The 25591-nt window shown below is 30.2% G+C and carries 25 protein-coding genes; 15 read left to right on the top strand and 10 right to left on the bottom strand.

Features of this window, described 5'->3' with window-relative positions:
- Positions 1 to 14 precede the first annotated feature (14 nt).
- The 4 genes from ASC36_RS01465 to ASC36_RS01450 form a co-directional block, all read right to left on the bottom strand.
- A complete protein-coding gene (locus ASC36_RS01465) occupies positions 15 to 332 on the bottom strand; it encodes a DNA-directed RNA polymerase subunit omega (protein ID WP_055424714.1) in 318 nt (105 codons plus the stop codon).
- Between the two features lie 24 nt (positions 333 to 356).
- Complete coding sequence (locus ASC36_RS01460) at positions 357 to 1238, bottom strand: outer membrane protein assembly factor BamD (protein ID WP_055424713.1); 882 nt, start codon at positions 1236 to 1238, stop codon at positions 357 to 359.
- Positions 1239 to 1357: 119 nt separating this feature from the next.
- Positions 1358 to 2245: a 4-hydroxy-tetrahydrodipicolinate synthase gene (dapA, locus tag ASC36_RS01455; protein ID WP_055424712.1), complete on the bottom strand. Its 888-nt coding sequence runs from the start codon at positions 2243 to 2245 to the stop codon at positions 1358 to 1360.
- A 113-nt stretch (positions 2246 to 2358) separates the two neighbouring features.
- Positions 2359 to 3393 carry an acyl-CoA reductase gene (locus ASC36_RS01450; protein WP_055424711.1) on the bottom strand — a complete coding sequence of 345 codons (1035 nt, stop codon included), beginning with the start codon at positions 3391 to 3393 and terminating at the stop codon, positions 2359 to 2361.
- 65 nt (positions 3394 to 3458) lie between these two features.
- Here ASC36_RS01450 and ASC36_RS01445 point away from each other — a divergent pair, with 65 nt between their 5' ends.
- From ASC36_RS01445 to ASC36_RS01430, 4 genes are all read left to right on the top strand, one after another.
- Entirely contained in the window at positions 3459 to 3809 is a 351-nt protein-coding gene (locus ASC36_RS01445) for a 4Fe-4S dicluster domain-containing protein (RefSeq protein ID WP_055424710.1), read from the top strand.
- A gap of 63 nt (positions 3810 to 3872) precedes the next feature.
- Positions 3873 to 4940, top strand: coding sequence for a 3-phosphoserine/phosphohydroxythreonine transaminase (serC, locus tag ASC36_RS01440; RefSeq protein WP_055424709.1), 1068 nt, complete (start codon positions 3873 to 3875; stop codon positions 4938 to 4940).
- Between the two features lie 21 nt (positions 4941 to 4961).
- Positions 4962 to 5915, top strand: a complete 954-nt coding sequence (locus ASC36_RS01435) for a D-2-hydroxyacid dehydrogenase (RefSeq protein ID WP_055424708.1) — start codon at positions 4962 to 4964, stop codon at positions 5913 to 5915.
- A gap of 62 nt (positions 5916 to 5977) precedes the next feature.
- Complete coding sequence (locus ASC36_RS01430; protein ID WP_055424707.1) at positions 5978 to 7228, top strand: DUF1015 domain-containing protein; 1251 nt, start codon at positions 5978 to 5980, stop codon at positions 7226 to 7228.
- Between the two features lie 22 nt (positions 7229 to 7250).
- Here the strand turns inward: ASC36_RS01430 and ASC36_RS01425 are convergent, their stop codons facing one another.
- The 3 genes from ASC36_RS01425 to porX all read right to left on the bottom strand — a co-directional run bounded on the left by ASC36_RS01425 (position 7251) and on the right by porX (position 10366).
- Positions 7251 to 7799, bottom strand: a complete 549-nt coding sequence (locus ASC36_RS01425) for a DUF4230 domain-containing protein (RefSeq protein WP_167336861.1) — start codon at positions 7797 to 7799, stop codon at positions 7251 to 7253.
- A 198-nt stretch (positions 7800 to 7997) separates the two neighbouring features.
- Positions 7998 to 8549 carry a hypothetical protein gene (locus tag ASC36_RS01420; RefSeq protein ID WP_055424705.1) on the bottom strand — a complete coding sequence of 184 codons (552 nt, stop codon included), beginning with the start codon at positions 8547 to 8549 and terminating at the stop codon, positions 7998 to 8000.
- A 272-nt stretch (positions 8550 to 8821) separates the two neighbouring features.
- A complete protein-coding gene (gene porX, locus ASC36_RS01415) occupies positions 8822 to 10366 on the bottom strand; it encodes a T9SS response regulator signal transducer PorX (RefSeq protein WP_055424704.1) in 1545 nt (514 codons plus the stop codon).
- A 57-nt stretch (positions 10367 to 10423) separates the two neighbouring features.
- Between porX and ASC36_RS01410 the strand changes: the two genes are divergently transcribed.
- The 11 genes from ASC36_RS01410 (at position 10424) to prmC (ending at position 23277) form a co-directional block, all read left to right on the top strand.
- Positions 10424 to 11653: an HD domain-containing protein gene (locus tag ASC36_RS01410; RefSeq protein WP_055424703.1), complete on the top strand. Its 1230-nt coding sequence runs from the start codon at positions 10424 to 10426 to the stop codon at positions 11651 to 11653.
- Positions 11654 to 11694: 41 nt separating this feature from the next.
- A complete protein-coding gene (gene lpxD, locus ASC36_RS01405) occupies positions 11695 to 12714 on the top strand; it encodes a UDP-3-O-(3-hydroxymyristoyl)glucosamine N-acyltransferase (RefSeq protein WP_055424702.1) in 1020 nt (339 codons plus the stop codon).
- A 25-nt stretch (positions 12715 to 12739) separates the two neighbouring features.
- On the top strand, positions 12740 to 14143 hold the full coding sequence (locus ASC36_RS01400; protein WP_055424701.1) for a bifunctional UDP-3-O-[3-hydroxymyristoyl] N-acetylglucosamine deacetylase/3-hydroxyacyl-ACP dehydratase: 1404 nt from the start codon (positions 12740 to 12742) through the stop codon (positions 14141 to 14143).
- 3 nt (positions 14144 to 14146) lie between these two features.
- Entirely contained in the window at positions 14147 to 14935 is a 789-nt protein-coding gene (gene lpxA, locus ASC36_RS01395; protein WP_055424700.1) for an acyl-ACP--UDP-N-acetylglucosamine O-acyltransferase, read from the top strand.
- Between the two features lie 33 nt (positions 14936 to 14968).
- Positions 14969 to 15535 (top strand): elongation factor P, encoded by a 567-nt coding sequence (efp, locus tag ASC36_RS01390; RefSeq protein WP_055424699.1) that lies wholly within the window; start codon positions 14969 to 14971, stop codon positions 15533 to 15535.
- A gap of 43 nt (positions 15536 to 15578) precedes the next feature.
- Positions 15579 to 16490 carry a UDP-3-O-(3-hydroxymyristoyl)glucosamine N-acyltransferase gene (locus ASC36_RS01385; RefSeq protein WP_055424698.1) on the top strand — a complete coding sequence of 304 codons (912 nt, stop codon included), beginning with the start codon at positions 15579 to 15581 and terminating at the stop codon, positions 16488 to 16490.
- A 38-nt stretch (positions 16491 to 16528) separates the two neighbouring features.
- A complete protein-coding gene (gene sucD, locus ASC36_RS01380; RefSeq protein WP_055424697.1) occupies positions 16529 to 17401 on the top strand; it encodes a succinate--CoA ligase subunit alpha in 873 nt (290 codons plus the stop codon).
- Positions 17402 to 17442: 41 nt separating this feature from the next.
- On the top strand, positions 17443 to 18024 hold the full coding sequence (locus tag ASC36_RS01375; RefSeq protein WP_055424696.1) for a porin family protein: 582 nt from the start codon (positions 17443 to 17445) through the stop codon (positions 18022 to 18024).
- A 630-nt stretch (positions 18025 to 18654) separates the two neighbouring features.
- Complete coding sequence (locus ASC36_RS01370) at positions 18655 to 18876, top strand: DUF2795 domain-containing protein (protein WP_055424695.1); 222 nt, start codon at positions 18655 to 18657, stop codon at positions 18874 to 18876.
- A 96-nt stretch (positions 18877 to 18972) separates the two neighbouring features.
- On the top strand, positions 18973 to 22305 hold the full coding sequence (gene secA, locus ASC36_RS01365) for a preprotein translocase subunit SecA (protein ID WP_055424694.1): 3333 nt from the start codon (positions 18973 to 18975) through the stop codon (positions 22303 to 22305).
- Positions 22306 to 22404: 99 nt separating this feature from the next.
- Positions 22405 to 23277 carry a peptide chain release factor N(5)-glutamine methyltransferase gene (prmC, locus tag ASC36_RS01360; protein WP_055424693.1) on the top strand — a complete coding sequence of 291 codons (873 nt, stop codon included), beginning with the start codon at positions 22405 to 22407 and terminating at the stop codon, positions 23275 to 23277.
- A 457-nt stretch (positions 23278 to 23734) separates the two neighbouring features.
- On the opposite strand, the gene ASC36_RS10595 is transcribed toward prmC, so the two are convergent.
- The 3 genes from ASC36_RS10595 to ASC36_RS01350 form a co-directional block, all read right to left on the bottom strand.
- Positions 23735 to 23887 (bottom strand): hypothetical protein, encoded by a 153-nt coding sequence (locus ASC36_RS10595; RefSeq protein WP_156332300.1) that lies wholly within the window; start codon positions 23885 to 23887, stop codon positions 23735 to 23737.
- 546 nt (positions 23888 to 24433) lie between these two features.
- A complete protein-coding gene (locus ASC36_RS01355) occupies positions 24434 to 24760 on the bottom strand; it encodes a hypothetical protein (RefSeq protein ID WP_141656167.1) in 327 nt (108 codons plus the stop codon).
- Between the two features lie 126 nt (positions 24761 to 24886).
- A partial coding sequence (locus ASC36_RS01350; protein ID WP_317038625.1) for an RHS repeat-associated core domain-containing protein occupies positions 24887 to 25591 on the bottom strand: 705 nt, incomplete at its 5' end.

Raw genomic sequence — 25591 nt, 5'->3', positions numbered from 1 at the left:
TTGAAAAATGGATATTATGCGTCTGTTTTTCTAAAATAAACTTCGTTATCTAACCATTCTTGTATGGCAATTAACGTAGGTTTAGGTAATCTTTCATAATATTTAGAAACCTCAATTTGCTCTCTATTTTCAAATATTTCATCAAGAGAATCGCTGTTAGAAGCAAATTCATCCAATTTTTGATTTAAGTCATTTTTTATAATAGTATTGATTTGTTCCGCTCTTTTACCTATGATCACTATAGCTTCATAAATGTTACCTACTTTACTTTCAATTTGTTGTCTGTTGAAAGTAACGGTTGTGTTGGGAGCATTTAATTCTTTTAAATTCATATTTTACTTGGTGTATATAATTAGTTAACTTATTTTATTTTTTCTTTCTTTTTCTGCCGATTTTAATTTATCTTCAGATTGATCTTTTGCTTCATTAATGTTATTTTCTTTATTTTGATAAGTAATTCTAGCATTCTCCAATCGATTGTTTAATCTTTTGGCTTCATCTAAATAATCAGAATTTGGGAACAATTTGCAGAAATTATTATATGAATTAACGGCATCGTTAATTCTTTCATTTTGCAATCTATGTATAGAATTTACAGCTAATTCTGTTTTTGCTCTCAATGAATAAATTAAAATATCTTCACGCAATTTAGTATCCGGAAAATCGCTCAATACATTATCAAAAGAAATAATGGCAGCCTTATATTCCGTTACTTTGTATAAGGTTTTAGCATTTTCAAAGGCCTTCTTTTCCAATTTTCTTGTCAAATCATCCATCATTCGGTTGCATTCTGCAATCTTATCCGAATTAGGATACGTATCAATATATAGTTGTAATTCTTTTAACGCATCACGCGTATTAGTTTGATCAAGATTATAATCAGGGGAATCTACATAGTAACAATAAGCAGCCATATATGCTGCTTCATCAGCTCTTGAATCCTTAGGATACGACATCACAAAATTTTTAAATTGATGAGCCGCAAGTCTGTAGTTTTTATCCAGGTAATTTAAGTATGCGGTTCGATAAGAAACTTCAGGAGCTTCATCTGTTCCTACTATAAATTTGTTTGCGTATTCGTATAAGCTTATGGCTTGAGAATATTTTTTTCTTTGTTCATATTCTTCAGCAACTTTTAATATCAAGTTTTTATCAGTACTTTTCAAAGCTTGATTTAATCTTCTCTCACAACTAATTAAAAGGAGAAATGATAAACCTAGTAGAGGTATTTTTTTCATCTAACTACAAAATTACATCTTTTTATAATTTAAAACAAATAAATAACATTTATTGGTATAAATGATGGATATAGTAAATAGCTAATAAATAGACAGGTAAACCCTTATTGCAATAAAATTTAAGATAGGATAGATAATTTTTCTAATTCTTTTTCTAATTTATCGATAAGTTTAGCAGACGCAGGAGTTAATGGTAAACGTGTATAAGGTTTACAAATTCCTTTAAGAGATAATAATGCTTTTATGCCGGAAGGATTTCCTTCAGCAAAAATTAATTCAAATAGATTTTTTATTTTATAATGAATTTTATATGCTTGATCCACTTTCCTGTCTAACCCCATCATCATCATTTGAGAAACTTCATGAGGAAAGGCTTGACCCAAAACGGATATTACACCACATCCTCCGGCTAATACCATCGGCAAAGCTAATTCATCATCACCGGAAATTATTATAAAATCTTCTGGTTTATCTTTGATAATTTGAGTGGACTGTAAAAAATTGGGGCTTGCTTCCTTAATTCCAATGATATTTTTGCAGTCATTGGCCAACCTCAAAGTTGTAGCTGCTTCAATATTGGAACCTGTCCTTCCAGGAACATTATAAAGTATTACAGGCTTACTGCTGTTTTCTGCTATACTTTTATAGTGAAGATAAATTCCTTCTTGAGAAGGTTTATTATAATACGGTGATACGGAAAGTATTGCCGAAAAATCATCAAGATCGGCTGTACGTACTTGATGTAATATATCTGCTGTGTTATTTCCACCTATACCCAATACCAAGGGTAATCTATTGTTGTTACTCTTCTTTATGCAATCAATTACCTGTTTTTTTTCTTTTGAATTTAAAGTAGCATTTTCAGCAGTTGTTCCTAAAATTACTAGATAATTGGTACCACCTTCTATATTATAATTTACTAATTTTTCTAATGATGAAAAATCAACCGACCCATCTTCGTAAAAAGGTGTAATTAAAGCCACACCTAATCCTTGTAATGATTTCATAAGAGTAACAATTTTGTCTTTATACTATAAAAAGTAAAAATACTATTAAATATTTAAATATGTAAAAAAAAGAATATGAGATCTAAATTTTTTCTATCTTAAAAATAAGCACCTTATAAATTTGTCAGAAATTCTAAGATGTCAACTCCATCCGCATAATCATTTATTTTAGGATTTTGTGCCTGCCCGGGTAATACAGTTTTAAATCTATCAAACGGTTGAGCACTAACAATACATTGTAAGTAATCGGTGTTTTGAGAGATAAAATTTGCAAGCTCTGAATTATCATAATAAGTACTGAAATATAAAGTACCGATAGGGCTAAACAAATTTCGGGATTCCTTAAGTAATATAAAATTATTATCCCAAAACTTCTCTAGGTTCATTAGATATATAGCTTTATTATATTCGTAATTATTCGAATATTTAGAATGATTAATACAATCTTTATAAAAAATAAAAACATTAAAAAGTGGTTTAAGATCGTAATTTACCGGTATAAATAGTTGAGTTACACTTCTACAGCCTAATCCGAAATAAGTAAATATGTCATCAGCTATGCCAAGTAAATCTGCCTTTGTTTCATTTCCGTTAATTATGGCAATAGAAGTTCTGTTTTTCCGTATTATATGTGGGATATTTTTAAAGTAGTATTCAAAATACCTGGCAGTATTGGTTGTACCGGTAGTAATAACTGCATCACAATGAGGAAGCTTTTCCACGAATTCAAATTCCAGATCCTTACAAAATTCTTTCCATAAATTAAGTAAAAAAGGGATTAGAACTGAATCTTTAGATGATAATTTTATTTTTGCCTGATTACCGGTCAGTAGGGTACTGATACAGTCATGAAAACCAACCATAGGTATATTACCCGCTAATACCAGTCCAATAGGTTTTGATTTATTAAATTTAATCGTATAATTAGATAGCCAATTAGTAAGCGTTTCTTCAGTAAGAACACTGTTCCAATACGTTAAAACCGAAAGAATGCTTTTTTCAGTAAACCAAGGATTTTTTATCTCTGCAAGTGAGATAAGATTTTTAAATTCTGAATAAGTTTGTGAGTCTACATACTTTTTATTAAGAAATTGATCTAAAACGTTTCTCACTGCAACTAATGACTTTATTCTTTGATCTAAACTCATTTTTACTTATGATATATGTGAAAAAAATTGTATAATTTTGCACAAAAGTAAATTAAAATTAAATAATGGCTATAAAAATTACGGATGAATGTATAAATTGTGGAGCTTGTGAGCCGGAATGTCCTAATAATGCAATATATGAAGGAGCTGTTGATTGGAAACTGTCTGAAGGAACGGGTTTAACCGGTATGGTAGTTACAAAAAGTGGTCTCTCCATTGATGCTGATGCTCCTCAAAAACCTATATCTGACGATATTTATTATATAGTTGCAGACAAATGTACTGAATGTAAAGGGTTTCATGAAGAACCTCAATGTGCAGCTGTATGTCCTGTCGATTGTTGTGTTCCTGATGATGCTCATGTTGAAACCGACGAAGAACTACACGCTAAAAAAGATTTTTTACATCCTTCTTAAGAAGAAGTTGAACGTATTTACTTTATTTCTCAATAAGATAAAACACATTATATTTATTAAATAATGAAAAAATATAACTTTAGTGCAGGACCTTCTACTTTACCGGAAGAAGTTATTCAACAAGCCTCACAGGCAGTATTGGACTTTAATAATAAAGGGATCTCTTTAATTGAAATATCTCATAGAAGTAAAGATTTTATAGCCATCATGGATGAAGCCAGAGCTTTAGCTAAGAAATTAATGAAGTTGGATGATAATCATGAAGTATTGTATTTGCAAGGAGGAGCCAGTTTGCAATTTTCTATGGTTCCTTACAATTTACTTAAGTCAAAAGCGGCTTATGTAGATAGTGGGAATTTCGCTTCAATGGCTATAAAAGAAGCAGAAAAAATTGGAAAAATAGAGATTATTGCTTCCTCAAAACAAGATAAATACACGTATATACCAAAAGATTATGCTGTACCTTCTGATGCGGATTATTTACATATCACTTCCAATAATACGGTTTATGGAACAGAGATAAAAACATTTCCTAACACCAATATTCCTATAGTTTGTGATATGTCTTCAGATATTTTAAGCAGAAATATAAATTATAATAAATTTGCTATATTATATGCAGGTGCTCAAAAAAATCTGGGTCCGGCCGGCGTTACTATGGTTGTAGTAGATAAGACATTATTAGGTACAACAGGACGAAATTTGCCCTCTTACCTAGATTATGAAGTACACCTTGCAAAAGACAGCATGGCAAATACTCCACCGGTGTTTGCGGTTTATACTACCTTATTAAATTTACGCTGGTTAGATAAACAAGGTGGTCCGGAAGGAATTGAGAAAAAAAATAAAGAAAAAGCCGAATTATTATATAATGAAATAGATAGAAATCCTTTATTTAGAGGTATATGTGTGAAAGAAGACAGATCGCTTATGAATGTATGTTTCTTTTTAAATGATGAAGAAAAACATAAGGCCATATTTGATCAAATGTGTAAAGATGCCAATATTGTTGGTGTGGGTGGATATAGAACTGTAGGAGGCTATAGAGCTAGTATATATAATGCTATGCCTTTAGAAGGAGTGCAAGTTTTAGTTAACGTTATGAAAGAACTTGAAAAAACGCATAATTAATAAATTTTAACATTAATACATATGAGAATATTACCCAACGATGGTATTTCTTTATCAGCGATTGAATTTTTAGAAAAAGAAGGACATGAAGTTTTAAAACATAAAGTTGCTCAGGAACAATTAATTAACTTTATAAACGACAACAAAATAGATGTTTTACTGGTGAGAAGTGCTACCCAAGTAAGGAAAGATTTGATAGATAAATGTCCGTCTCTAAAAATTATTGGTAGAGGAGGAGTGGGTATGGACAATATAGATGTACAGTATGCCAAAGAAAAAGGAATACATGTGATTAATACACCAGCCGCTTCATCAAGATCAGTAGCAGAATTGGTGTTTGCACATATGTTCACTTTATATAGATATTTGCAAGATTCTAATCGCAATATGCCTTTAGAAGGGGATACTAATTTTGCAGCATTAAAAAAATCTTACTCCGGAGCAATGGAGCTTGGAGGTAAAACTTTAGGAGTAATCGGATTTGGACGAATAGGTGTGGAAGTAATCAAAATAGGATTGAGCTTTGGAATGAAAGTACTGGTTTCTGATGTCAACGATATCACAAAAACGATTACTTTGGATTTCTTTGATGGTCAACAAGTACATTTTGAAATATCAACAGTACCCATGGAAGAAGTTATTAAAAATTCAGATGTAATTTCCGTTCATGTACCTAAACAAGAGAAATACATAATAGGCGAAAAAGAATTAAATAAAATGAAGGAAAATGCAATTATTGTAAACGCTTCAAGAGGAGGAATCATTGATGAAGTGGCTTTAATGAATGCATTGAATGAGGATAAAATATTTGGTGCTGCTCTGGATGTTTTCGAAAAAGAGCCCAAACCGGAGATCACCTTATTAATGAACCCTAAACTGTCATTATCACCCCATATAGGAGGTAACACTAAAGAAGCTCAGGAAAGAATAAGTATGGAGTTAGCTGATCAAATCATTGAATTAGTAAAAAAATAGCATTTTATACGATACGGTAAAAGTATTTGATTAGTTCTTACATTGTTCTTAAATGGTTTTGTATGATAAATTTTAAACCTTTTAAAGGAATTCATGCCAAAGAGGAAAATTTTAAAGATTTTCCTATATATTCACTGAATATATATACTGATGAGCAAATAAGATTGAAACTAAGAGGCAAAACACATTCTTATATTGATCTCATTAAGCCCATTTTTTTTAAAGGAGAAAGTCCCTTGGAAAATCGTTTAAAAAAAGTAAGAAAAAGGTATGAAGATTATATAAAAGAAAATTTGCTTGAACTTGATCCGGCCTCATTTTACATTTATGAACAGAAAAAAAAATCTGGAGAAACTTATAAAGGTATTTTAGGATTACTTTCCGTTGAAGATTTTGAAGGTAAAAATATAAAAGTACCTTCATTTTCTAACGAAACAAAAGTCAAAGATTTTACTCAATTTTTAGATTTGACTTACTTACAGACTAATCCAATATTACTCTGTTATGAATCAAATTCAAAAATAGAGCTATTGATGGATTTAGAAATGAAAAGTAAATCTTTTATACAGTTTGAAGATGAAATGGAAATTTCACACAGATTATGGCGAATAGACAACAGATTGAAATTAGCACAATTTAAAGAAGTAGTTTCCAATTTACCCTCTTTATATTTAGCCGATGGATATTATAGATTGATGGGAGCTATAAAACATTCAGACAAGATAAAAGACAAAAGTAAATCTAAAAACTTCTTATTAGACCAAAACCATCAGGTATTATCTCTATTAGTTTCAGGTCAAAACCTTAAAATTATTGAATACAACAGACTCTTAAAATCATTAAACGGATTATCTAAAAAAGATGTATTTACAAAGCTGGAACAATATTTTACTATAAACTATAAAGGAAATGACCCTTATTTTCCATCACATAAACATCATATAAGCATGTATATAGATGGAGAGTTTTTTGGCTTGTATATTAAACATGAGTTTAGAGGAATGTCGGAAGGTTTAGGCAATATAGACACCTATTTATTTAAAAAGTTTATTTTAGATAAAATCTTTAATATAATGGACTCTGAAGAAGAAATGAAGTTAGTATCCTATATAAAAGGTTCTAATGACATTGAAGGCATAAAAAAAATGAAACATGAGGTAGATATGGGGGAATTTAAAATAGGTTTTGGTTTTTATCCTCCATCATTTTCAGACTTACAAAAAGTATTAGAATTAGGAGAAAAGCTACCTGAAAAAATCACTTATATTGAACCGAAATTTCCTACGGGAATAATCATGTTAGATATGAAATAAATAATTGTACAAACAAAGTACTTTAATCTTTAATCGTTTGCAGTTGATAGGCATAAGGAGTATCGTCAATGATTTTCCAATTATTAAGTTTAACCATGTTATATAATTCTTTTAAATTGGAAATCAATTGTTTTTTAGCTAAGGATTGTATATTAGATTTTTGAACTTCTTTAGTAATATCCTTTTTACCTTCTTCCATAACTTCATTTAGCTCTGATTTTGAAAAATCATTTAAAAAACCGCTTTCCATGCTATATATTTCAACATCTGGATACACATGCAATTCTGGTTCCGGTATGGATATGATATGAACTATTTTATTGGCCGAATCAACATTGATTTTCATCTTTTTCATATCATAAGTTACTTGCGCCATTGCAGTAATATATAATACAATATTTTTATTTAGAAAATCGAAATATTTTGGATTAAAGTTGTTGTACTTTTTAGACTTAAAAGAAGAATAATTTTGTTCAATAACAATCATTTTATTCAATCTTTGAATCTCATGATTAATAATTCTAGTTTCAGATTTAATATTTTCTTTACCGGATTGCCTTATAATAAACATGAATAGTAATAAACCTATGATTAAAAATATTATGGATATGAGATATTTTTTTAAAAATTTAAGGATTATCATTATATTTTTTTTTAAATAATATTGCATAAATCATGCAAAAAAAACAATAAAATAAAAAAGATTTTAAGGTAAAGTTGCTATAATTTTATGTGTAGTTATACTTAATCATAATATTACTGCTTTATTTCATTTCCGGTAAAAATTAAGAATTTTATACAAATCCAATTCCAGAGATTCATTTGGTGATTCTATTATTCTACCAATCTCCATATCACGACGTTTGGGATTATTATTGGCTTTATATAATATAAAAGTAGGTATTTTAATTATATTTTTTTGGTTTTGTTCTCCATAAAAGCTTTCCTTTTTACGATTTACAGCATAAAGCTTTAATTTTCTCTGAGGATAATTGGCTTCATCAAGAATTTTCAAAAATCTAGGAAGTTGCTCATGTGTATCGCTGCACCAGGTGCCAAGATAAATTTCAATCCGATAATGTTTAATTTTATTTTTAATTTTATTGATAACATTACGATCCGGAATATATGAATTATATTCATCTGAATACCAAGAGTTAAATTCAGATTGTTTTAAAGCCTCCCGCGTAATTTGACCTATTAAAATGGTTTCGCCTTCAGGGTCGATTAGCTTTTTATTAACAATAATTTTATCGGTTGTTCTACAACTTACAAGTAGAGTTAGAATAAATAATAAAATAAAGAGTTGTTTTAACTTCATATAAATAATTATAACTTTGTAAATATACAATCTTCATATATTATCTTAAAAATATTATATCAAAGAATTTAAAAAGTTCTTATTCTACTAACCTTAATTTAAATTTATTTATAATATAAAAAATAAGTTTTTAGTGTTGATTTTAATTATTATATAAAAAAAATAGGTAGTAACTATAGTACTAAACAATTTATTTATTATATGCATAAAATACTATTGTTTATTATCTCCCAGATCATTTATTTCGATAATAGAAATGTTAGATTCAATATTTATTCCAAAACAGCTATAGGAATAATCATTTCTTCAAGTGAAATTCCTCCATGCTGATAGGTATCCTTATAATAATTCACATAATGATTATAATTTTTAGGGTATGCAAAAAACCTATTTTCTTTAGCAAAAATATATTTTGAATTTAAATTAACTTTAGGTAAAAAATAATCTTCCGGATCGCTTACAGCATATACATCTTTTTCATCATATTGCAGGTTTTTTCCTAATTTATATCTAAGATTAGTTGATGATTCTTTGTCGCCTATTACTTTACTTGGCTTTTTAACGTAAATGGTACCGTGATCGGTTGTAATTATTAACTTATATCCTTCTTCAGCCGCTGATTGAATTATTTTTAATAAACTTGAATTCTCAAACCAGGTATAGGTTAAGGATCGGAAAGTTTTGTCATCTCTAATTAATTCATTAACAATATTGTTATTCGTTTTAGCATGTGAAAGAATATCTATAAAATTGTAGACAATGGTAATAAAATCCGCATTACTGCTGTGATGTTTAAATTCATCAGAAATTTTTTTCTCGAATTCCGCATTTAATATTTTAAAATATTTATTCCTTATATTTTTTAATCCTAACCGTTGAAGTTGGGCAGTAAGCAATTCATTTTCATATTGGTTTTTATGTTCATCATCATTCTCACCTATCCAATATTGAGGAAATTTTTTTTCAATTTCCAAAGGTAAGAGACCTGCAAAAAAAGAATTTCTTGCATATTGGGTAGCGGAGGGGAGAATACTGAAATAGGATTTTTCATTCACTGAATTAAAGTATTTAGAAAATAAGGGCTCGATAATTTTCCATTGATCGTAACGTAAATTATCAATCATAAGCAGCAAAACTTTATTATGATTACTAATCACCGGTCTTACAACATCATTGAAAGCAGTATGTGACATGACAGGTTTATGCTCCGAATGGAGCCAATCATGATAATTATTTTCAATAAACTTTGAAAACAAGCTGTTTGCTTCTTCTTTTTGATTACTTAAAATTGCACTCATTTCAACATCAGAAAGTTTGTCAAAACTAATATCCCATTGTATAAGCTTTAAGTAGAGCTGTATCCAATCCTCATATGATTGTGCATACATCAGATCCATAGAAATTTTTCGGAATTCTTGTTGGTAATTTTTAACCGTTTTTTTCTCTATAATTTCGTCACTTTTAAATATTTTTTTGAGACTTATTAATACTTGATTAGGATTTACAGGCTTAAGAATATAATCAGTAATTTTTTCTCCAATTGCTTCTTCCATAATATCCTCAGCCTCATTTTTTGTTACCATAATTACAGGTAAATTATATTTTATTTCCTTAATCCTTTGTAGTGCTTCTAAACCACCAATACCGGGCATATTTTCATCAAGTAGAACTACATCAAAATTGTTTATGGGAATCAATTCTAAGGCTTCGGCAGCATTGTTGACATATATGACCTCATATCCTTTGTTTTTTAAAAAAATTATATGAGGTTCTAATAATTCAATTTCGTCATCAATCCATAATATTTTTTTACCCATTCCTAAATAGTTATTTATTTACATTAATTTTGCATTAATGTACAAAAAATATGCCTTTTGGAAAAAATAAATAAAAGGAAAATTTTTAATGATCCGGTATTAGGATTTGTTTCTATATCAGACGAATTACTATTTGATATAATTGAACATCCGTATTTTCAAAGATTACGAAGAATATCACAAACAGGGTTAAGTCATTACGTTTATCCAGGTGCTACTCATTCAAGATTCCTACATGCATTAGGGTGTATAAATTTGATGCAAATAACTCACAAAGTTTTAAAAAGTAAAGGAGTTGCCATTTCAAAAGAAGAAGAAAGAGCCTCACTTATAGCAATATTATTACATGATATTGGACACGGTCCCTTTTCCCATGCATTAGAATCTACACTGTTGGAAGGGATACATCATGAAAATCTATCTGTAACTTTTATGAATATATTAAATGAGGAATTTAATAATGAATTAACGTTAGCCATCGATATTTTCTTAAATAAATACCCACGTAAGTTTTTTCATCAGCTAATATCGAGCCAAATAGATTTAGATAGATTGGATTACTTAAAAAGGGATAGTTTCTTTACCGGTGTTTCTGAAGGAAATGTTAATTCAGAAAGAATTATAACCATGATGAATGTTGTTGATGATGAATTGGTAGTAGATAGTAAAGGAATATATTCTATTGAGAAATATCTGACATCACGAATGTTTATGTATTGGCAAGTATATTTCCATAAAACATCCGTAACAGCAGAGACGTATTTAATTGAGGCTTTAAAAAGAGCAAAACAATTAGTTAAAAAAGGTAAAAATGTACCTTCCTCAGATGTATTAAAATATTTCTTTGAAAAATCCGATTTTGTTGAAATTAATAAAAAAGATTTAGATAAATTTGCTCAACTTGACGATTCTGACGTAGTTTCAGCACTGAAATTATGGCAGGCTAATGAAGACAAAACGTTAAGTTTATTAAGTCAATTTATAATTCAAAGAAAACTACCCACTTCACTTATAATTTCAGAACCAGTTTCTAATGAAAAATTAGAGCTAATAGAAACTGCTGTTAAAAAACTATACTCTGTAAAAGATGCCGGATATTTTGTACATCAAAAAGAGTTAAGTGTATTAGCATACAATGATACCCAAGATCCTATCCGATTACTTTTAAAAAATGGTAAAGTATTGGAATTGCAAAAAGCAGATAATCAAGTCTTAGTTAAAGATTTAAGAAAGAAAATAACCAGATTTCATTTATGCATACCAAGAGAAGTATATGATATTAAATAAAGATTTTTATAATCATAATAAAATGTTTACATTTGCCAATCATGGAATTTAGCGCTGAACAAGTAGCAAATTTAATAAATGGGGTTATAAAAGGTAACCCCCAAGAAAGAGTATCTTATATATCGAAAATAGAAGATGGGAAGCCTGGTACCATAACATTTTTAGGTGATGAAAGATATCAAGAATATTTAAAAAATACTAAAGCATCTATAGTAATAATATCAAAAGATTTATTACCGAAAGATATTTCCAATTTACCAACTATTATCGTTGTAGATAATGCATATTCAGCTTTTAATAAATTATTGACAATTTACAACGAGATGAAAGTAAAAAAACAGGGTATAGAAAACCCTGTATTTATATCTTCATCTTCAGTTTTGTCAAAAAATGTTTATGTAGGGGCTTTTGCTTATATATCAAACCATGTAAAAATAGGCAACCACACTAAAATTTATCCTCATGTTTTTATAGGTGATAATGTTAGTATTGGAGATAATTGTTATCTAGGTCCTGGAGTAAAAATTTATGATGATTGTGTTATCGGTAATAATTGTTCTATTCATGCAGGGACAATAATTGGGGGTGATGGGTTTGGATTTCAGCCAACCAGCGAAGGATATGAAAAAGTACCCCAATTAGGGAATGTGGTCATTGAAGACAATGTAGAGATAGGATCTAATTGCACTATTGATCGTGCCACTATTGGATCAACAATTATTAAAAAAGGAGTTAAATTGGATAATTTAATTCAGGTGGCACACAATGTAGTAATAGGAGAACATACAGTTATAGCTGCGCAAGCAGGTATAGCAGGTTCTTCGAAATTAGGAAAATGGAGCATGATCGGAGGACAGGTTGGTGTTTCCGGACATCTAAATATAGGAAATAAAGTTATAGTTCAAGCACAAAGCGGAATAACTAATAATGTAGAAGATAACCAAAGGTTGTTTGGTTCACCTGCAATACAATATTTAAAGTATCAAAAAAGTTATATATACTTTAAGAAACTTCCGGAAATCGTCAATAGATTAGAGAAATTAGAAAAAGGTAAAAAGTAAATCTTCAACCAGTAATTTATATAAAATGTCAGATAAGCAAAAGACACTTAAACAAGAGTTTACATTAAAAGGAAAAGGTCTGCATACGGGTAAAGAAGTTGTCATGACAATAAAACCTGCACCTGTAAACACAGGATTTGTTTTTGTTAGGGTGGATTTGGAAGGGCAACCTACTATTGAAGCTGATGCAACTTATGTAACTTCAACAGAAAGAGGTACGGTTTTAGAAAAAAAAGGAGTTAAAATACATACTTGTGAACATGTATTAGCAGCATTAACAGGAATGGATTTGGACAATGCATACATTGAGATGGATCGTTCAGAGCCTCCTATAATGGATGGGTCATCCAAATATTTTGTTGAAGCAATCGAAAAAGTTGGTATAATTGAACAAGATTCAAATAGGGAATACTTCACTATAAAAGAAATAATTTCATACACAGATCCGGAAACAGGTTCAGAAATCACGGCAATACCTTCAGATCATTTCGAAGTGGCAACTATGGTTGATTTTGGTACGAAAGTATTAGGAACACAAAATGCTACGATGAAAAGTATTGAAGATTTTAAAACCGATTTTGCCAATGCCAGAACGTTCAGTTTTCTTCATGAATTGGAAAATCTATTAGATTCTGGACTGATAAAAGGCGGAGATATTAATAATGCCATTGTTTATGTAGATAAAGAGCTTTCATCCGAAACTTTGGATAAACTCAAAGCAGTTTTTAATCAGCCTAAGGTGAGTGTAAGACCCAATGGAATATTAGATAATGTGACCTTATACTATCCCAATGAAGCTGCCAGACATAAGCTGTTAGATGTAATCGGTGATTTGTCTTTGGTAGGAGTTAGATTAAAAGCTAAAATAATAGCAACTAAGCCCGGACATCATTGTAATACGCAATTTGCAAAAAAACTTAATAAATTATATAAATTATTTAAAAGAAAAAATATACCGGAAATAGATTTGCATAAAGATCCGGTTTATGATATAAAAGATATAATGAGAATGCTTCCTCATCGACCTCCTTTTTTATTGGTAGATAAAATAATGGAAGTCGATGATAAACATATAATTGGGGTTAAAAATGTCACTATAAATGAACCTTTTTTTGTAGGTCATTTTCCGAATGAACCCGTTATGCCGGGAGTATTACAAATTGAAGCTATGGCTCAAACAGGAGGTATATTTGTCTTAGAAAACGTAGATGATCCTCAAAATTACTCTACATACTTAATTAAATTAGATAATGTAAAACACAAGAAAAAAGTAATACCTGGAGATACCTTAATTTTTAAAATCGATTTATTAGAACCTATACGAAGAGGAATTGTGCATATGCAAGGTTATGGCTACTGTAATGGACATATGGTAGTTGAAGCTGAAATGATGGCACAAGTAGTGAAAACCAAAGAAGATAAGGAGTAAAAAATGATCCAGCCATTAGCATTTGTACATTCCGATGCCAAAATTGCAAAGAATGTTGTTATTGAACCTTTTTCATCAATTTATAAAGATGTTGAAATTGGAGAAGGAACATGGATAGGTTCTAATGTAATTATTATGGAGGGTGCTCGAATAGGAAAAAATTGTAAAATATTTCCCGGGGCAGTAATTTCAGCAGAACCTCAAGATTTAAAATATAAAGGTGAAAAATCATTAACTATTATAGGGGATAATACAGTATTAAGAGAATGCGTAACAGTAAGTAGGGGTACTTCAGATAAAATGAAAACTGTCATAGGTGAAAATTGTCTGATTATGGCTTATTCTCATATTGCTCATGATTGCGAAGTGGGTAATAGTTGTATATTTTCTAACAACACAACTTTGGCAGGACATATAACTGTAGGTGATTACGTTGTTATGGCAGGCATGACAGCCGTGCATCAATTTTGTTCTATCGGAAATCATGCTTTTGTAACTGGAGGATCACTTGTAAGAAAAGATATTCCGCCTTTTGTTAAAGTTGCCAGAGATCCATTGTCTTATGTTGGAATCAATTCAGTCGGATTAAGAAGAAGAGGTTTCAGTTCCGATAAAATTGCGGAAATACAAAATATATATCGTGTTATTTTTCAAAACAAATTAAATATTACACAAGCCTTATCAGTTGTAGAGGCTGAATTTGAGGCAACTCCTGAAAGAGATGAAATAATCCAATTTATACAATCAAGCATGAGAGGAGTAATGAGAGGGTTTAACGCTCAGGGATTATAAATAATAATATTAAAAAATTTAAATTATATACATATGGCTGGAATGGGAGATATAAAAAAAGGACTTTGTATCAACTTTAATGATGACATTTATAAAGTTATTGAGTTTTTACATGTAAAACCGGGTAAAGGACCTGCATTTGTAAGGACGAAATTAAAATCGTTAACATCGGGAAAAGTTGTAGATAATACATTTTCAGCAGGAAGTAAAATAGAAGATGTAAAAATTATTACTCGAAAATATCAATACTTATATGACGATGATCATGGCTTTCATTTCATGAACAATGATGATTTTTCTCAAATTTATATTGATAAAAATTTGATTGAAAATTCACAATTTATGAAAGCAGGAGAAGAAGTTATGATTATCTTAAAAGAAGAAGATGAAACTCCATTGTCAGCAGAATTACCGGCAAGTGTCATTATGGAAGTAATTGAAGCTGAGCCGGGTGTTAAAGGTAATACCGCCACTAATGCGCTTAAAAATGCAATCATTGAAACCGGGGCTAAAGTTCTAGTACCACTATTTATAGAAGTTGGTGAAAAAATAAAAATTAATACAGATGATGGATCTTATATAGAAAGAGTTAAAGATTAAGAGGTATTAAATATATTCGTACATTTACTTATTATTTTATATCATGAAATTTCCACATTCATTTACACTAAAAAAAATTGCATCAATTATAGGATGTGAATATGTCGGAAAAGAAGATTTTCCAATTTACGGAACCAACGAAATTCACCGCGTAAAAGAAGGAGAAATAGTTTTTGTAGATCATCCCAAATATTATGCTAAAGCTTTACACAGTAAAGCAAGTGTAGTATTGATTAATAAAAAGGTTGAATGTCCGGAAAATAAAGCACTTCTTTTATCTGATGATCCTTTTAGGGATTTCAATAAAATAAATGATTATTTTGTAAAGTTTATTCCTCAAAATAAGTTAATTTCCGATGATGTTCAAATTGGAAAAAATACTATTATACAACCCGGGGTATACATTGGTAAAAATGTTAAAATTGGTAATGATTGCATAATTTTTCCTAATGTAACTATTCATGATTATACTGAAATAGGTAATAATGTCGTTATTCAGTCAGGAACTGTGCTTGGAGGAGATGGCTTTTATTATAAAAATCGGGGTAGTTATTTTGAACGATTGAAATCAGTAGGGAATGTTATAATTGAAGATAATGTTGAAATTGGTTCTAATTGTACCATTGACAGAGGAGTCACGGCTTCTACAATTATTGGCAAAGGTTCAAAATTAGATAATTTGATTCAAATAGGTCATGATACCGTTATTGGAAGAAAATGTTTAATAGCTTCACAAGTTGGTATTGCCGGTTGTTGCACCATTCACGACGAAGTAAGTATTTGGGGACAAGCAGGTTTTGCATCTTCACTTACTATAGGAGAAAAAGCAATAATATTAGCACAATCGGGAGTTTCAAAAAATTTAAAAGCTGGAAAAACATATTTTGGATCCCCTGCTGAAGAAGCTAAAAAGAAGTTAAAAGAATTGGCTACACTTAAGAACTTAGCTAAATGATTTTAATTAAAATGATTATTCATCTTTAATTTATATATATGTCTATCTTAGTTGATAAAAACTCTAAAGTAATTGTTCAAGGATTTACAGGTAAAGAAGGTTCCTTTCATTCCGAACAAATGATAGAATATGGAACTAACATTGTTGGAGGTGTAACTCCGGGAAAAGGAGGAACCACTCATTTAGATAGACCTGTTTTCAACACAGTTGAAGATGCAATAGAACAGACAGGAGCAAATACTTCTATAATATTTGTACCTCCTGCGTTTGCATCAGATTCAATTATGGAGGCAGCACAAGCGGGAATAAAAGTTATAATATGTATCACTGAAGGTATACCTGTGGAGGATATGGTCCAAGTTAAAAATTACCTTAAATCATACGATTGTGTATTAATTGGTCCCAATTGTCCGGGAATTATTTCTGCAGATGAAGCAAAGGTTGGAATTATGCCCGGCTTCATTTTTAAAAAAGGAAAGGTTGGAATAATTTCTAAATCCGGTACTTTGACATATGAAGCTGCTGACCAAGTGGTTAAAGCAGGCTATGGTATTTCGACTGCTATAGGAATTGGTGGAGATCCTCTAGTTGGAACATCCATCAAAGATGCCTTACAACTTCTTATAAGAGATAAGGATACAGAATGTATTGTTATGATAGGAGAAATAGGAGGTCAACTTGAAGTAGAGGCAGCATTGTGGTACCAATCTATTAATACTACAAAACCAATTATTGGATTTATTGCAGGAATAACAGCTCCTAAAGGCAGAACTATGGGACATGCCGGAGCAATTGTTGGAGGAGAGAACGACACTGCACAATCAAAAATGAAAATTATGTCAGAGTGTGGTATACACGTGGTTAATTCTCCTGCAGATATAGGAAAAACTGTTGGCAAAATATTCATATAGTAATTTTTGCTCTATCTACATAAAACAAACATTAGATTATTATGAGAAAAAGCGTTCTTTTATTTTTATTAATTCCAATTTTATCTTATTCACAAATACGATTCGGTATTACAGGTACTCTCCAAAATTCAAGTGTTACAAAAATACATAACAAATCCAGCAGTAGGTATGCAGGGTCTATTGGAGCATTAGCTCAAATTCAATTAGATAATTATTATAGATTTTTTATACAACCTGAGGTCTCATATTCTTTACAAGGTGAAAAAGATAAGATTAAACTTTCAGGAAAAAGTACAAAAGCTAAATTTTTTCAAAACTATATAAATATACCCGTTTATTTTAGAGCTTATTTTTCCGAAGCTGAAAGTGAATTTTTTAGTGAAATTGGCCCTCAATTAGGAATACTTATTTATCAAAAAGATAAAAAATTAGAAAAAGAACGATATGGATCTAACCCTAAGAATCTTGATGCCTCAATATCTATAGGATTTGGATATAGTATATTTAGAAAATCAGAATTTTTCATTCGTTATAATTACGGTTTTATAGATATTTATGACAAATTTTACAGGAAACAAAATACATCAATTTTAGCTTTTGGATTTGCTTATATTTTTGATTAATACATATTCAAAAAACATAGGTATAAACGAAATTAATAATATATTTATTCATTTCATTTTGCATGATAGCATAGCTAATTATATTTTATAGAGAAGAATGTTTGTATAAAAATTTAAACTTATATTAATTATTCAGAATATAAATATTTAACTTGGGGTTTGAAATTTTTAAGCATCTTGTAATACACAGTATAACTTGATTAAAAGTATTATTCATGAAAATATGTCATGTTTATTATATGACACATTGGGCAGAAAATTTAAAACGATATTTTTTATAAATTTATAAACTAAACTTATAAAAATTTATTATAAAATTGAAGGTTTATTGTGATTAAATATATTTTATATTCAACTTTTAATTTTATTAATAATTATTCTAAAATTCATATTTTAAACATAATATTATTCATAATTATATTCTGTGCAATCTTTAGCTTAATTGTTTTAATAATAAATTATTGATTACCTTAACCATTAAAATTAAGTGAATAAATTATCTATAATTTTATAATAATTAAATTAAAATTAATACTATTTTTATTAAATAGAAATAAAAATATGAAAAAAAATTTGGCTTGAAGTTTGATGTGTGGAAGGAAAAATTAATCATAATATAAATTTTACCTTATGTATTGGACCTTAGAATTAGCGTCTTATTTAAGTGATGCGCCGTGGCCCGCCACAAAAGATGAATTAATTGATTATGCTATAAGAACCGGTGCCCCTTTGGAAGTAGTTGAAAATTTACAGGCAATTGAAGACGAGGGCGAGATTTACGATAGCATTGAAGAAATATGGGCGGATTATCCAACTGATGATGACTTTCTCTGGAACGAAGATGAATATTAATTAATAAGCCCTAGCTCGTTTAGGGCTTTACTTTTCATAATTCTCACTAAAAAGCTTTTTTTTAGTACATTTGTAGGTATAAATTAATTACATATAATGAATATATTAAATTCAGTTCTCAAATTATTTATTGGGGATAAACATAAAAAAGATCTTGCACAATTAAATAAATATCTGGATAAAATTAAAAAAGAAGAAGCAAGTATTTCCTCCTTATCATTCGATGATCTAAGATATAAAACTATTGAGTTTAAAGAAAAGATATCTCAAGCCACTTTAAATATTAAAAATAAAATTGCAGAATTAAAAGAACAGACTCAAACAGTTGATAATATAGACGAAAAAGAACGATTATACAGCGAGATTGAGAAATATGAAAAAGAATCCTATGAAGTAGAAGAAAAAATATTAGAAGAAATACTTCCTAAAGCTTACGCTTTAATTAAAGAAACAGCAAAGCGATTTGCTGAGAACAATACTATAACTGTAACAGCAACTGAGTTTGATAAAACCTTGGCTTTGACCAAAGATTATATTACTGTTGAGGGTGACAAAGCTGTATGGAGAAATTATTGGAATGCAGCTGGTAAAGATGTTAAATGGGACATGATTCATTACGACGTTCAATATATAGGCGGTACGGTTTTGCATCAAGGAAAGATTGCCGAAATGGCAACTGGTGAAGGTAAAACTCTCGTAGGAACTCTTCCTATGTATTTGAATGCCTTATCAGGACGTGGGGTTCACGTAGTTACAGTCAATGATTATCTGGCAAAACGAGACTCTGCATGGATGGCACCACTATTTGAGTTTCATGGATTAAAAGTTGATTGTATAGATAACCATCAACCTAATTCTGAATCTCGAAGACAAGCTTATCTTGCAGATATTACGTATGGAACCAATAATGAATTTGGGTTTGATTATTTACGTGACAATATGGCAAATTCTCCTAATGATTTAGTTCAAAGAGAACTTAATTATGCCATTGTTGATGAAGTGGATTCTGTACTTGTTGATGATGCACGTACGCCGTTGATTATATCCGGTCCAGTACCGAATGGAGATAAACAAGAATATCAAGAATTAAAACCAATTGTAGAAACTATTTTTACTGCCCAAAAAAATGAAATTTCAAAATTATTTCAGGAAGCAAAACAACTTATAGCTTCAGGAAATAAAAAGGAAGGCGGGTACAAATTGTATCAGGTGTATAGAGGTTTACCTAAACATAAACCTTTAATTAAATTTTTATCCGAAGAAGGTAATAAAGCTATCCTATTAAAAGCTGAAGCTTATTTTATATCGGATAATAACCGAATGATGCCAGAAGCAGATAAAGATTTATTTTTCTCAATTGATGAAAAAAATAATCAGGTTGAGCTTACCGACAAAGGTATTGAATTTTTGTCAAAAGGAAATTCTGATCCTAACTTCTTTGTATTAGAAGACCTAGGAACTGTTTTTACCGACATTGAAAATAAAAATTTATCCAAAGAAGAAGAACACAAGGAGAAGGAAGAATTCTTACGATATTTTGCAATAAAATCAGAACGAATTCATTCTTTGAACCAATTACTCAAAGCATATACCTTATTTGAGAAAGATATAGAATACGTAGTAATTGATGGACAAGTTAAGATTGTTGACGAACAAACCGGTCGTATTATGGAAGGCCGTCGTTATTCCGATGGACTACATCAAGCCTTAGAAGCTAAAGAGAATGTTAAGGTAGAAGCCGCAACTCAAACTTTTGCGACGATTACTTTACAAAATTACTTTAGAATGTATAATAAATTGGCTGGAATGACCGGTACTGCTGAAACGGAGGCAGGAGAGTTTTGGGAGATTTATAAATTGGATGTAGTGGTGGTACCTACCAATAAACCTGTGATTAGAAACGACCAGCAAGATTTAGTATACAAAACTAATAGAGAGAAATTTAATGCCGTTTTAAATGAAGTTATTCGATTATCACAGGAAGATAAAAGACCGGTATTAGTAGGGACAACTTCTGTGGAAATCTCCGAATTATTAAGTAAAGCTTTAAAATTAAGAAAAATACCGCATAATGTATTAAATGCTAAATTACATAAAAAAGAAGCAGATATAGTAGCGGAAGCCGGTAAACCCGGAGTGGTAACTATTGCTACCAACATGGCAGGACGGGGAACGGACATCAAGCTTACCGATGAAGTAAAAGCCGCAGGAGGATTAGCAATTATAGGTACGGAAAGACACGATTCGAGACGGGTAGACAGACAGTTAAGAGGTCGTGCAGGTCGTCAGGGAGATCCGGGATCTTCACAGTTTTATGTTTCTCTTGAAGATAACTTAATGCGTTTATTCGGGTCTGACAGAATTGCCAAAATGATGGACAGGTTGGGGCATAAGGAAGGAGATGTAATTCAGCATTCCATGATAACCAATTCCATTGAAAGAGCTCAGAAAAAAGTAGAAGAAAATAACTTTGGTATTCGTAAAAGATTATTGGAGTATGATGATGTTATGAATAAACAAAGGGAAGTAATTTACAGCAGACGTAAAAATGCCCTATTTGGTGAAAAGTTGAGTATCGATATTGCCAACATGATTTACGATACAGCGGCTTTATTGGTAAAAGTTAACAAACAAGATAAAAACTATAAAAATTTTGAATTTGAATTAGCAACCGTGTTCGCTATGGATACTCCTGTAGATGAATCGGAATTTAATAGACTATCTGAAAAAGAATTGAACGATAAAGTTTTTGAACAAGCTGAAGCATATTATAAAGAAAAATTGGAAAGTACGGCACAACAGTTGTATCCTATTATATCTAATGTCTTTTTGGCAAGAGGAAATACATTTAAAAATATCTCAGTTCCATTTACAGATGGAGCTAAAGTATTAAATGTAACAACTAATTTGGAAGAAGCTTATAATTCTGAAGGAAAAGCTTTACTAAAAGACTTTGAAAAAGGAATTACCTTGGCTTTAATTGATGAAAATTGGAAGGAGCATTTAAGAGAGATGGATGAATTAAGAAAATCCGTACAATCAGCCGTTTACGAGCAAAAAGATCCGTTAGTTATATATAAACAAGAATCTTTTGCGTTATTTAGAGATATGTTGGATAAAACCAATAAAGAAATTATATCCTTCTTATTCAAAGGTGGATTACCCTCAGAACCTGAGGAATCCAAAATTGAGCAGGCTCGTGAGGTAAAACAAAAGATTGTTGAAAGCAGAGAGTACGTAGAAAACGATGATAACCCAAGTCAAGAAAAACCGGCCTCGGAACCTTTGCGTGTCAACAAGATTGGAAGAAACGAAGTTGTCCATGTACGTAATTTGAGAAACGGAGAAGTAAAATCTATGAAATTTAAACAAGCACAAAATCTTATAGAGGAGGGAGGTTGGATATTAGTAGATCAGGATGATGAATAACCTCTTATATAAATAGATAAAAAATTAAACCGGAATAGTAATTTATTTATTATTATTCCGGTTTTTTTAAAATAAAAGTCACCCGTAATGCATTTTACCATGAAATCATTAGCAGAAATAAGAAATGAATTTATTAAAAATCTTTCTTCGCACTATTCGCCTAAAGAAATCGATATCATATTTTATGCGTTGGCAGAAACGTATTTGCATAAAGATAAAATCACCTTAAAATTAGGATTAGATGAAATGCAGGAAGATTCTCAAATGAAATCTACCCTTTTTCAAACAGCCTTATTTTACTTAATTAGTGGAATGCCTTATCAATATGTGCTAGGTCACATCGATTTTTTTGGTTGTAAAATATTGGTAAATCCAAATGTATTGATACCCAGGCCTGAAACTGAAGAATTAGTAGCATGGATTTGTAAAGACTTTGGGAATAAAAATGAGGAGTTGAATATAATGGATTTGTGTTCCGGCAGCGGATGCATAGCTATAGCTTTAGCTAAAAATGTAAAATCGAAGGTTTCGGCTCTTGAAATTGATGAAAAAGCTATGGAATTGGCAAAGAAAAATGCAGAAAACAATCTGGTCTCAATAGATTTTATACAAGCCGATTTACTCAATACTACTAACCATAAAATAAAAAATAATGAAAAGTATGACATCATTGTTTCTAATCCTCCCTACATCCGAGAATATGAAAAAAAAGCTATGGAGGGCAGGGTTGTAAATCATGAGCCAGCAAAAGCGTTATTCGTCCCCGACAATGATCCACTTATTTTTTATAGAAGCATTATACATTTTTCCCAAAAAAATTTAACAGCACATGGAAGTGTGTATGTTGAGATTAATCAGGATTTAGGAGAAAAAACCAGACGCTTGTTTTTAGATTATTTTAATTATGTTGAGCTAAAACAAGATTTATCCGGTAATTTTAGAATGATTAAGGCTAAAGAAATATTGTCTTAAATGAGATTTTTAACAAGAAAAGAATAATTATTTTTAAAAATTTATTAATATATCAATTTCAATTATTATTTCCTGTATACCTATACAGGTTCCAATAAATATCTTAAAATAGATTGCTTTTAAATTTATAATTATCATGCTTCATACTCAAAAAAGAATCCGTATGACTCGAATTTAAATGTATTATATTTTTAAATAAATTCAGACTCTATTTATAGAATAATACATTCTAAATGATAAAATTTTAATTCTTTATCTGAAACATGAATTCCTTCTAATTTAATTCATCTACGGTTCCTAGCCGAAATGCTGGATTCATTACCATTTAAAGGCCTGCGATATGTATATATAAAATCGTGTGAATTTGGGATTTTAATTGAGAATCTTTTATCTTTATATACGTTAGGTATAAAAGTAATTTTTCCGCTTTCAAAAGCTTTAATTAATTCAAACAAGTTTAAAAGGGTATGGCTAGTAACGGAATTATTGCTATAATGATCATTAAAATATTTTTTTCCTTATATGAATCCTTGAATAAATGATTTCTCCTAAAATCAAAACCAAATGTACAAGAATACTCGTCTTTACCGATTTTAATTTTCTTTCCCATATGTAATCAGAAGCTTACATAATTTTTTTATAAAAATACATGATTAAACATTAATAATAGGCGTAAATTATAATTTATTTTATATTTATTATTTATGAATTGATAGAATTTTATGTACTAATAATAAATTAGAAATATTAATGTTAACTCAGGTTCTTCTTAGTGGTAAGTTAGTTTCCAATAACTGGTCTCTTTGATTATTTTTATTATGCAATCTAAAAATATAATAAGTTCTTTCATAAAAACAAAAACTTTAATTCTAAGGAATTTCTTCTCACTATGAAAATATTTAAACAATTAGAAAGTTACTTGAATTTAATTTTTCACCCTTAAATCTCTCTGTAAAATTGCACAAACAGCCCTTTTGTCCGAAACTAAATGCAGAAGCCTTACTCTTTACCACAAACCGCTGAACTTATTTAATATCTTTAACCTTATTGAAATCCTTGTTCCCGAGGATCAACTTGAACTCCTCGATAAGCTGAACTCTTAAAAAACTAAAGCCTACGCTAAAGGTTGGCTTTTTTATTAAATTTAATTCTCACTTTATAGAATAAATTCGTCAGACCATTTAATTGTGATGTTATATGGGGCTAATTTTAATTTTCTATATAACTTATCAGTTGATAATGTTGCTATGATAATATTATTCTCAATAGATAATTCACTTAATCCGCTTGCAAAATTAGATGCTATTAGGATTTCGTTAAAATATAAATATGTTGAAATTATTTTATCTATCGAATATGTAAAATCCAGTTTGAGATTATTTTTTTTAAACTGATAAGTCCATTGAAAATAATCCCTATCAAATTCCAAAGGTTCAAAGCCTAAATTTTCTAAAATTACATTATCAAAATTTTGAATCATCATAATTTAGGTATTAAAGTTATTAATCTAGCTAGTAGATTCAAATAGAGCGAATTTACCACTAGGTCCAGCAAATAAAGATTCTTTGACAATAAAATTTCCTGATCCTCCTTCCCAAACTTTTGTGAATTAATTATATATATTAGTAGGATCTTTATATGCATTTATCAAATGGTCTGTTAATAGTTTTCTTCCACTTGCTGTATCATGAACTCCTAAATGTTTCATCACACCGGCTAATTGATTTGATCTTGCTGCATTATGATTATTAGATGTCACACGGCCGAATAAGTAATCGAATTTACCATCTTCAATTTTAATACCACACTCACTAAGTCCGAACACATCAAACATCGTATTCGAATCACTTACATACGCATAAAAATTCGGGTTATTACCTGCTAGCCCTATCGGATCTTGACTAATATATAAGCCGGTTTCAGGATTATAATACCTAAACCGATTATAATAAAGCCCCGTTTCTACATCCTCATATTGCCCCAGTTGCCTGAATGGAATAAACGGCTGATTGTTAAAGGTATCTTCCCGTATTCTGCCATAGATGTCAAACTCCACCTGCCAAACCAGTTCTCCTTTGTCATCATAGGCCTGAGCGGGGCGGCCCAAATAGTCCGATACAATCGAGTAGGACTTGCCTTCGCATAGCTTTGCGGTGGGGACTAAACTTCCTTCCTCATAAACCCAAGTGGTCAGGTTTTCGACCGGTTCGGGTCGGTCCAACATAAGCATTCCCAGCTCGTCAGTAATAACCTTAGGACGCCGTGCACACTGATAATGCCATTCATGCAATAAAACATTACCATCCCAAAGATA

It is taken from the genome of Apibacter mensalis, assembly GCF_001418685.1.
Lineage (GTDB): Bacteria > Bacteroidota > Bacteroidia > Flavobacteriales > Weeksellaceae > Apibacter > Apibacter mensalis.
The sequence above is the reverse complement of the archived record's forward strand: the minus strand, read 5'-3'. Positions and strand labels throughout refer to the sequence as shown.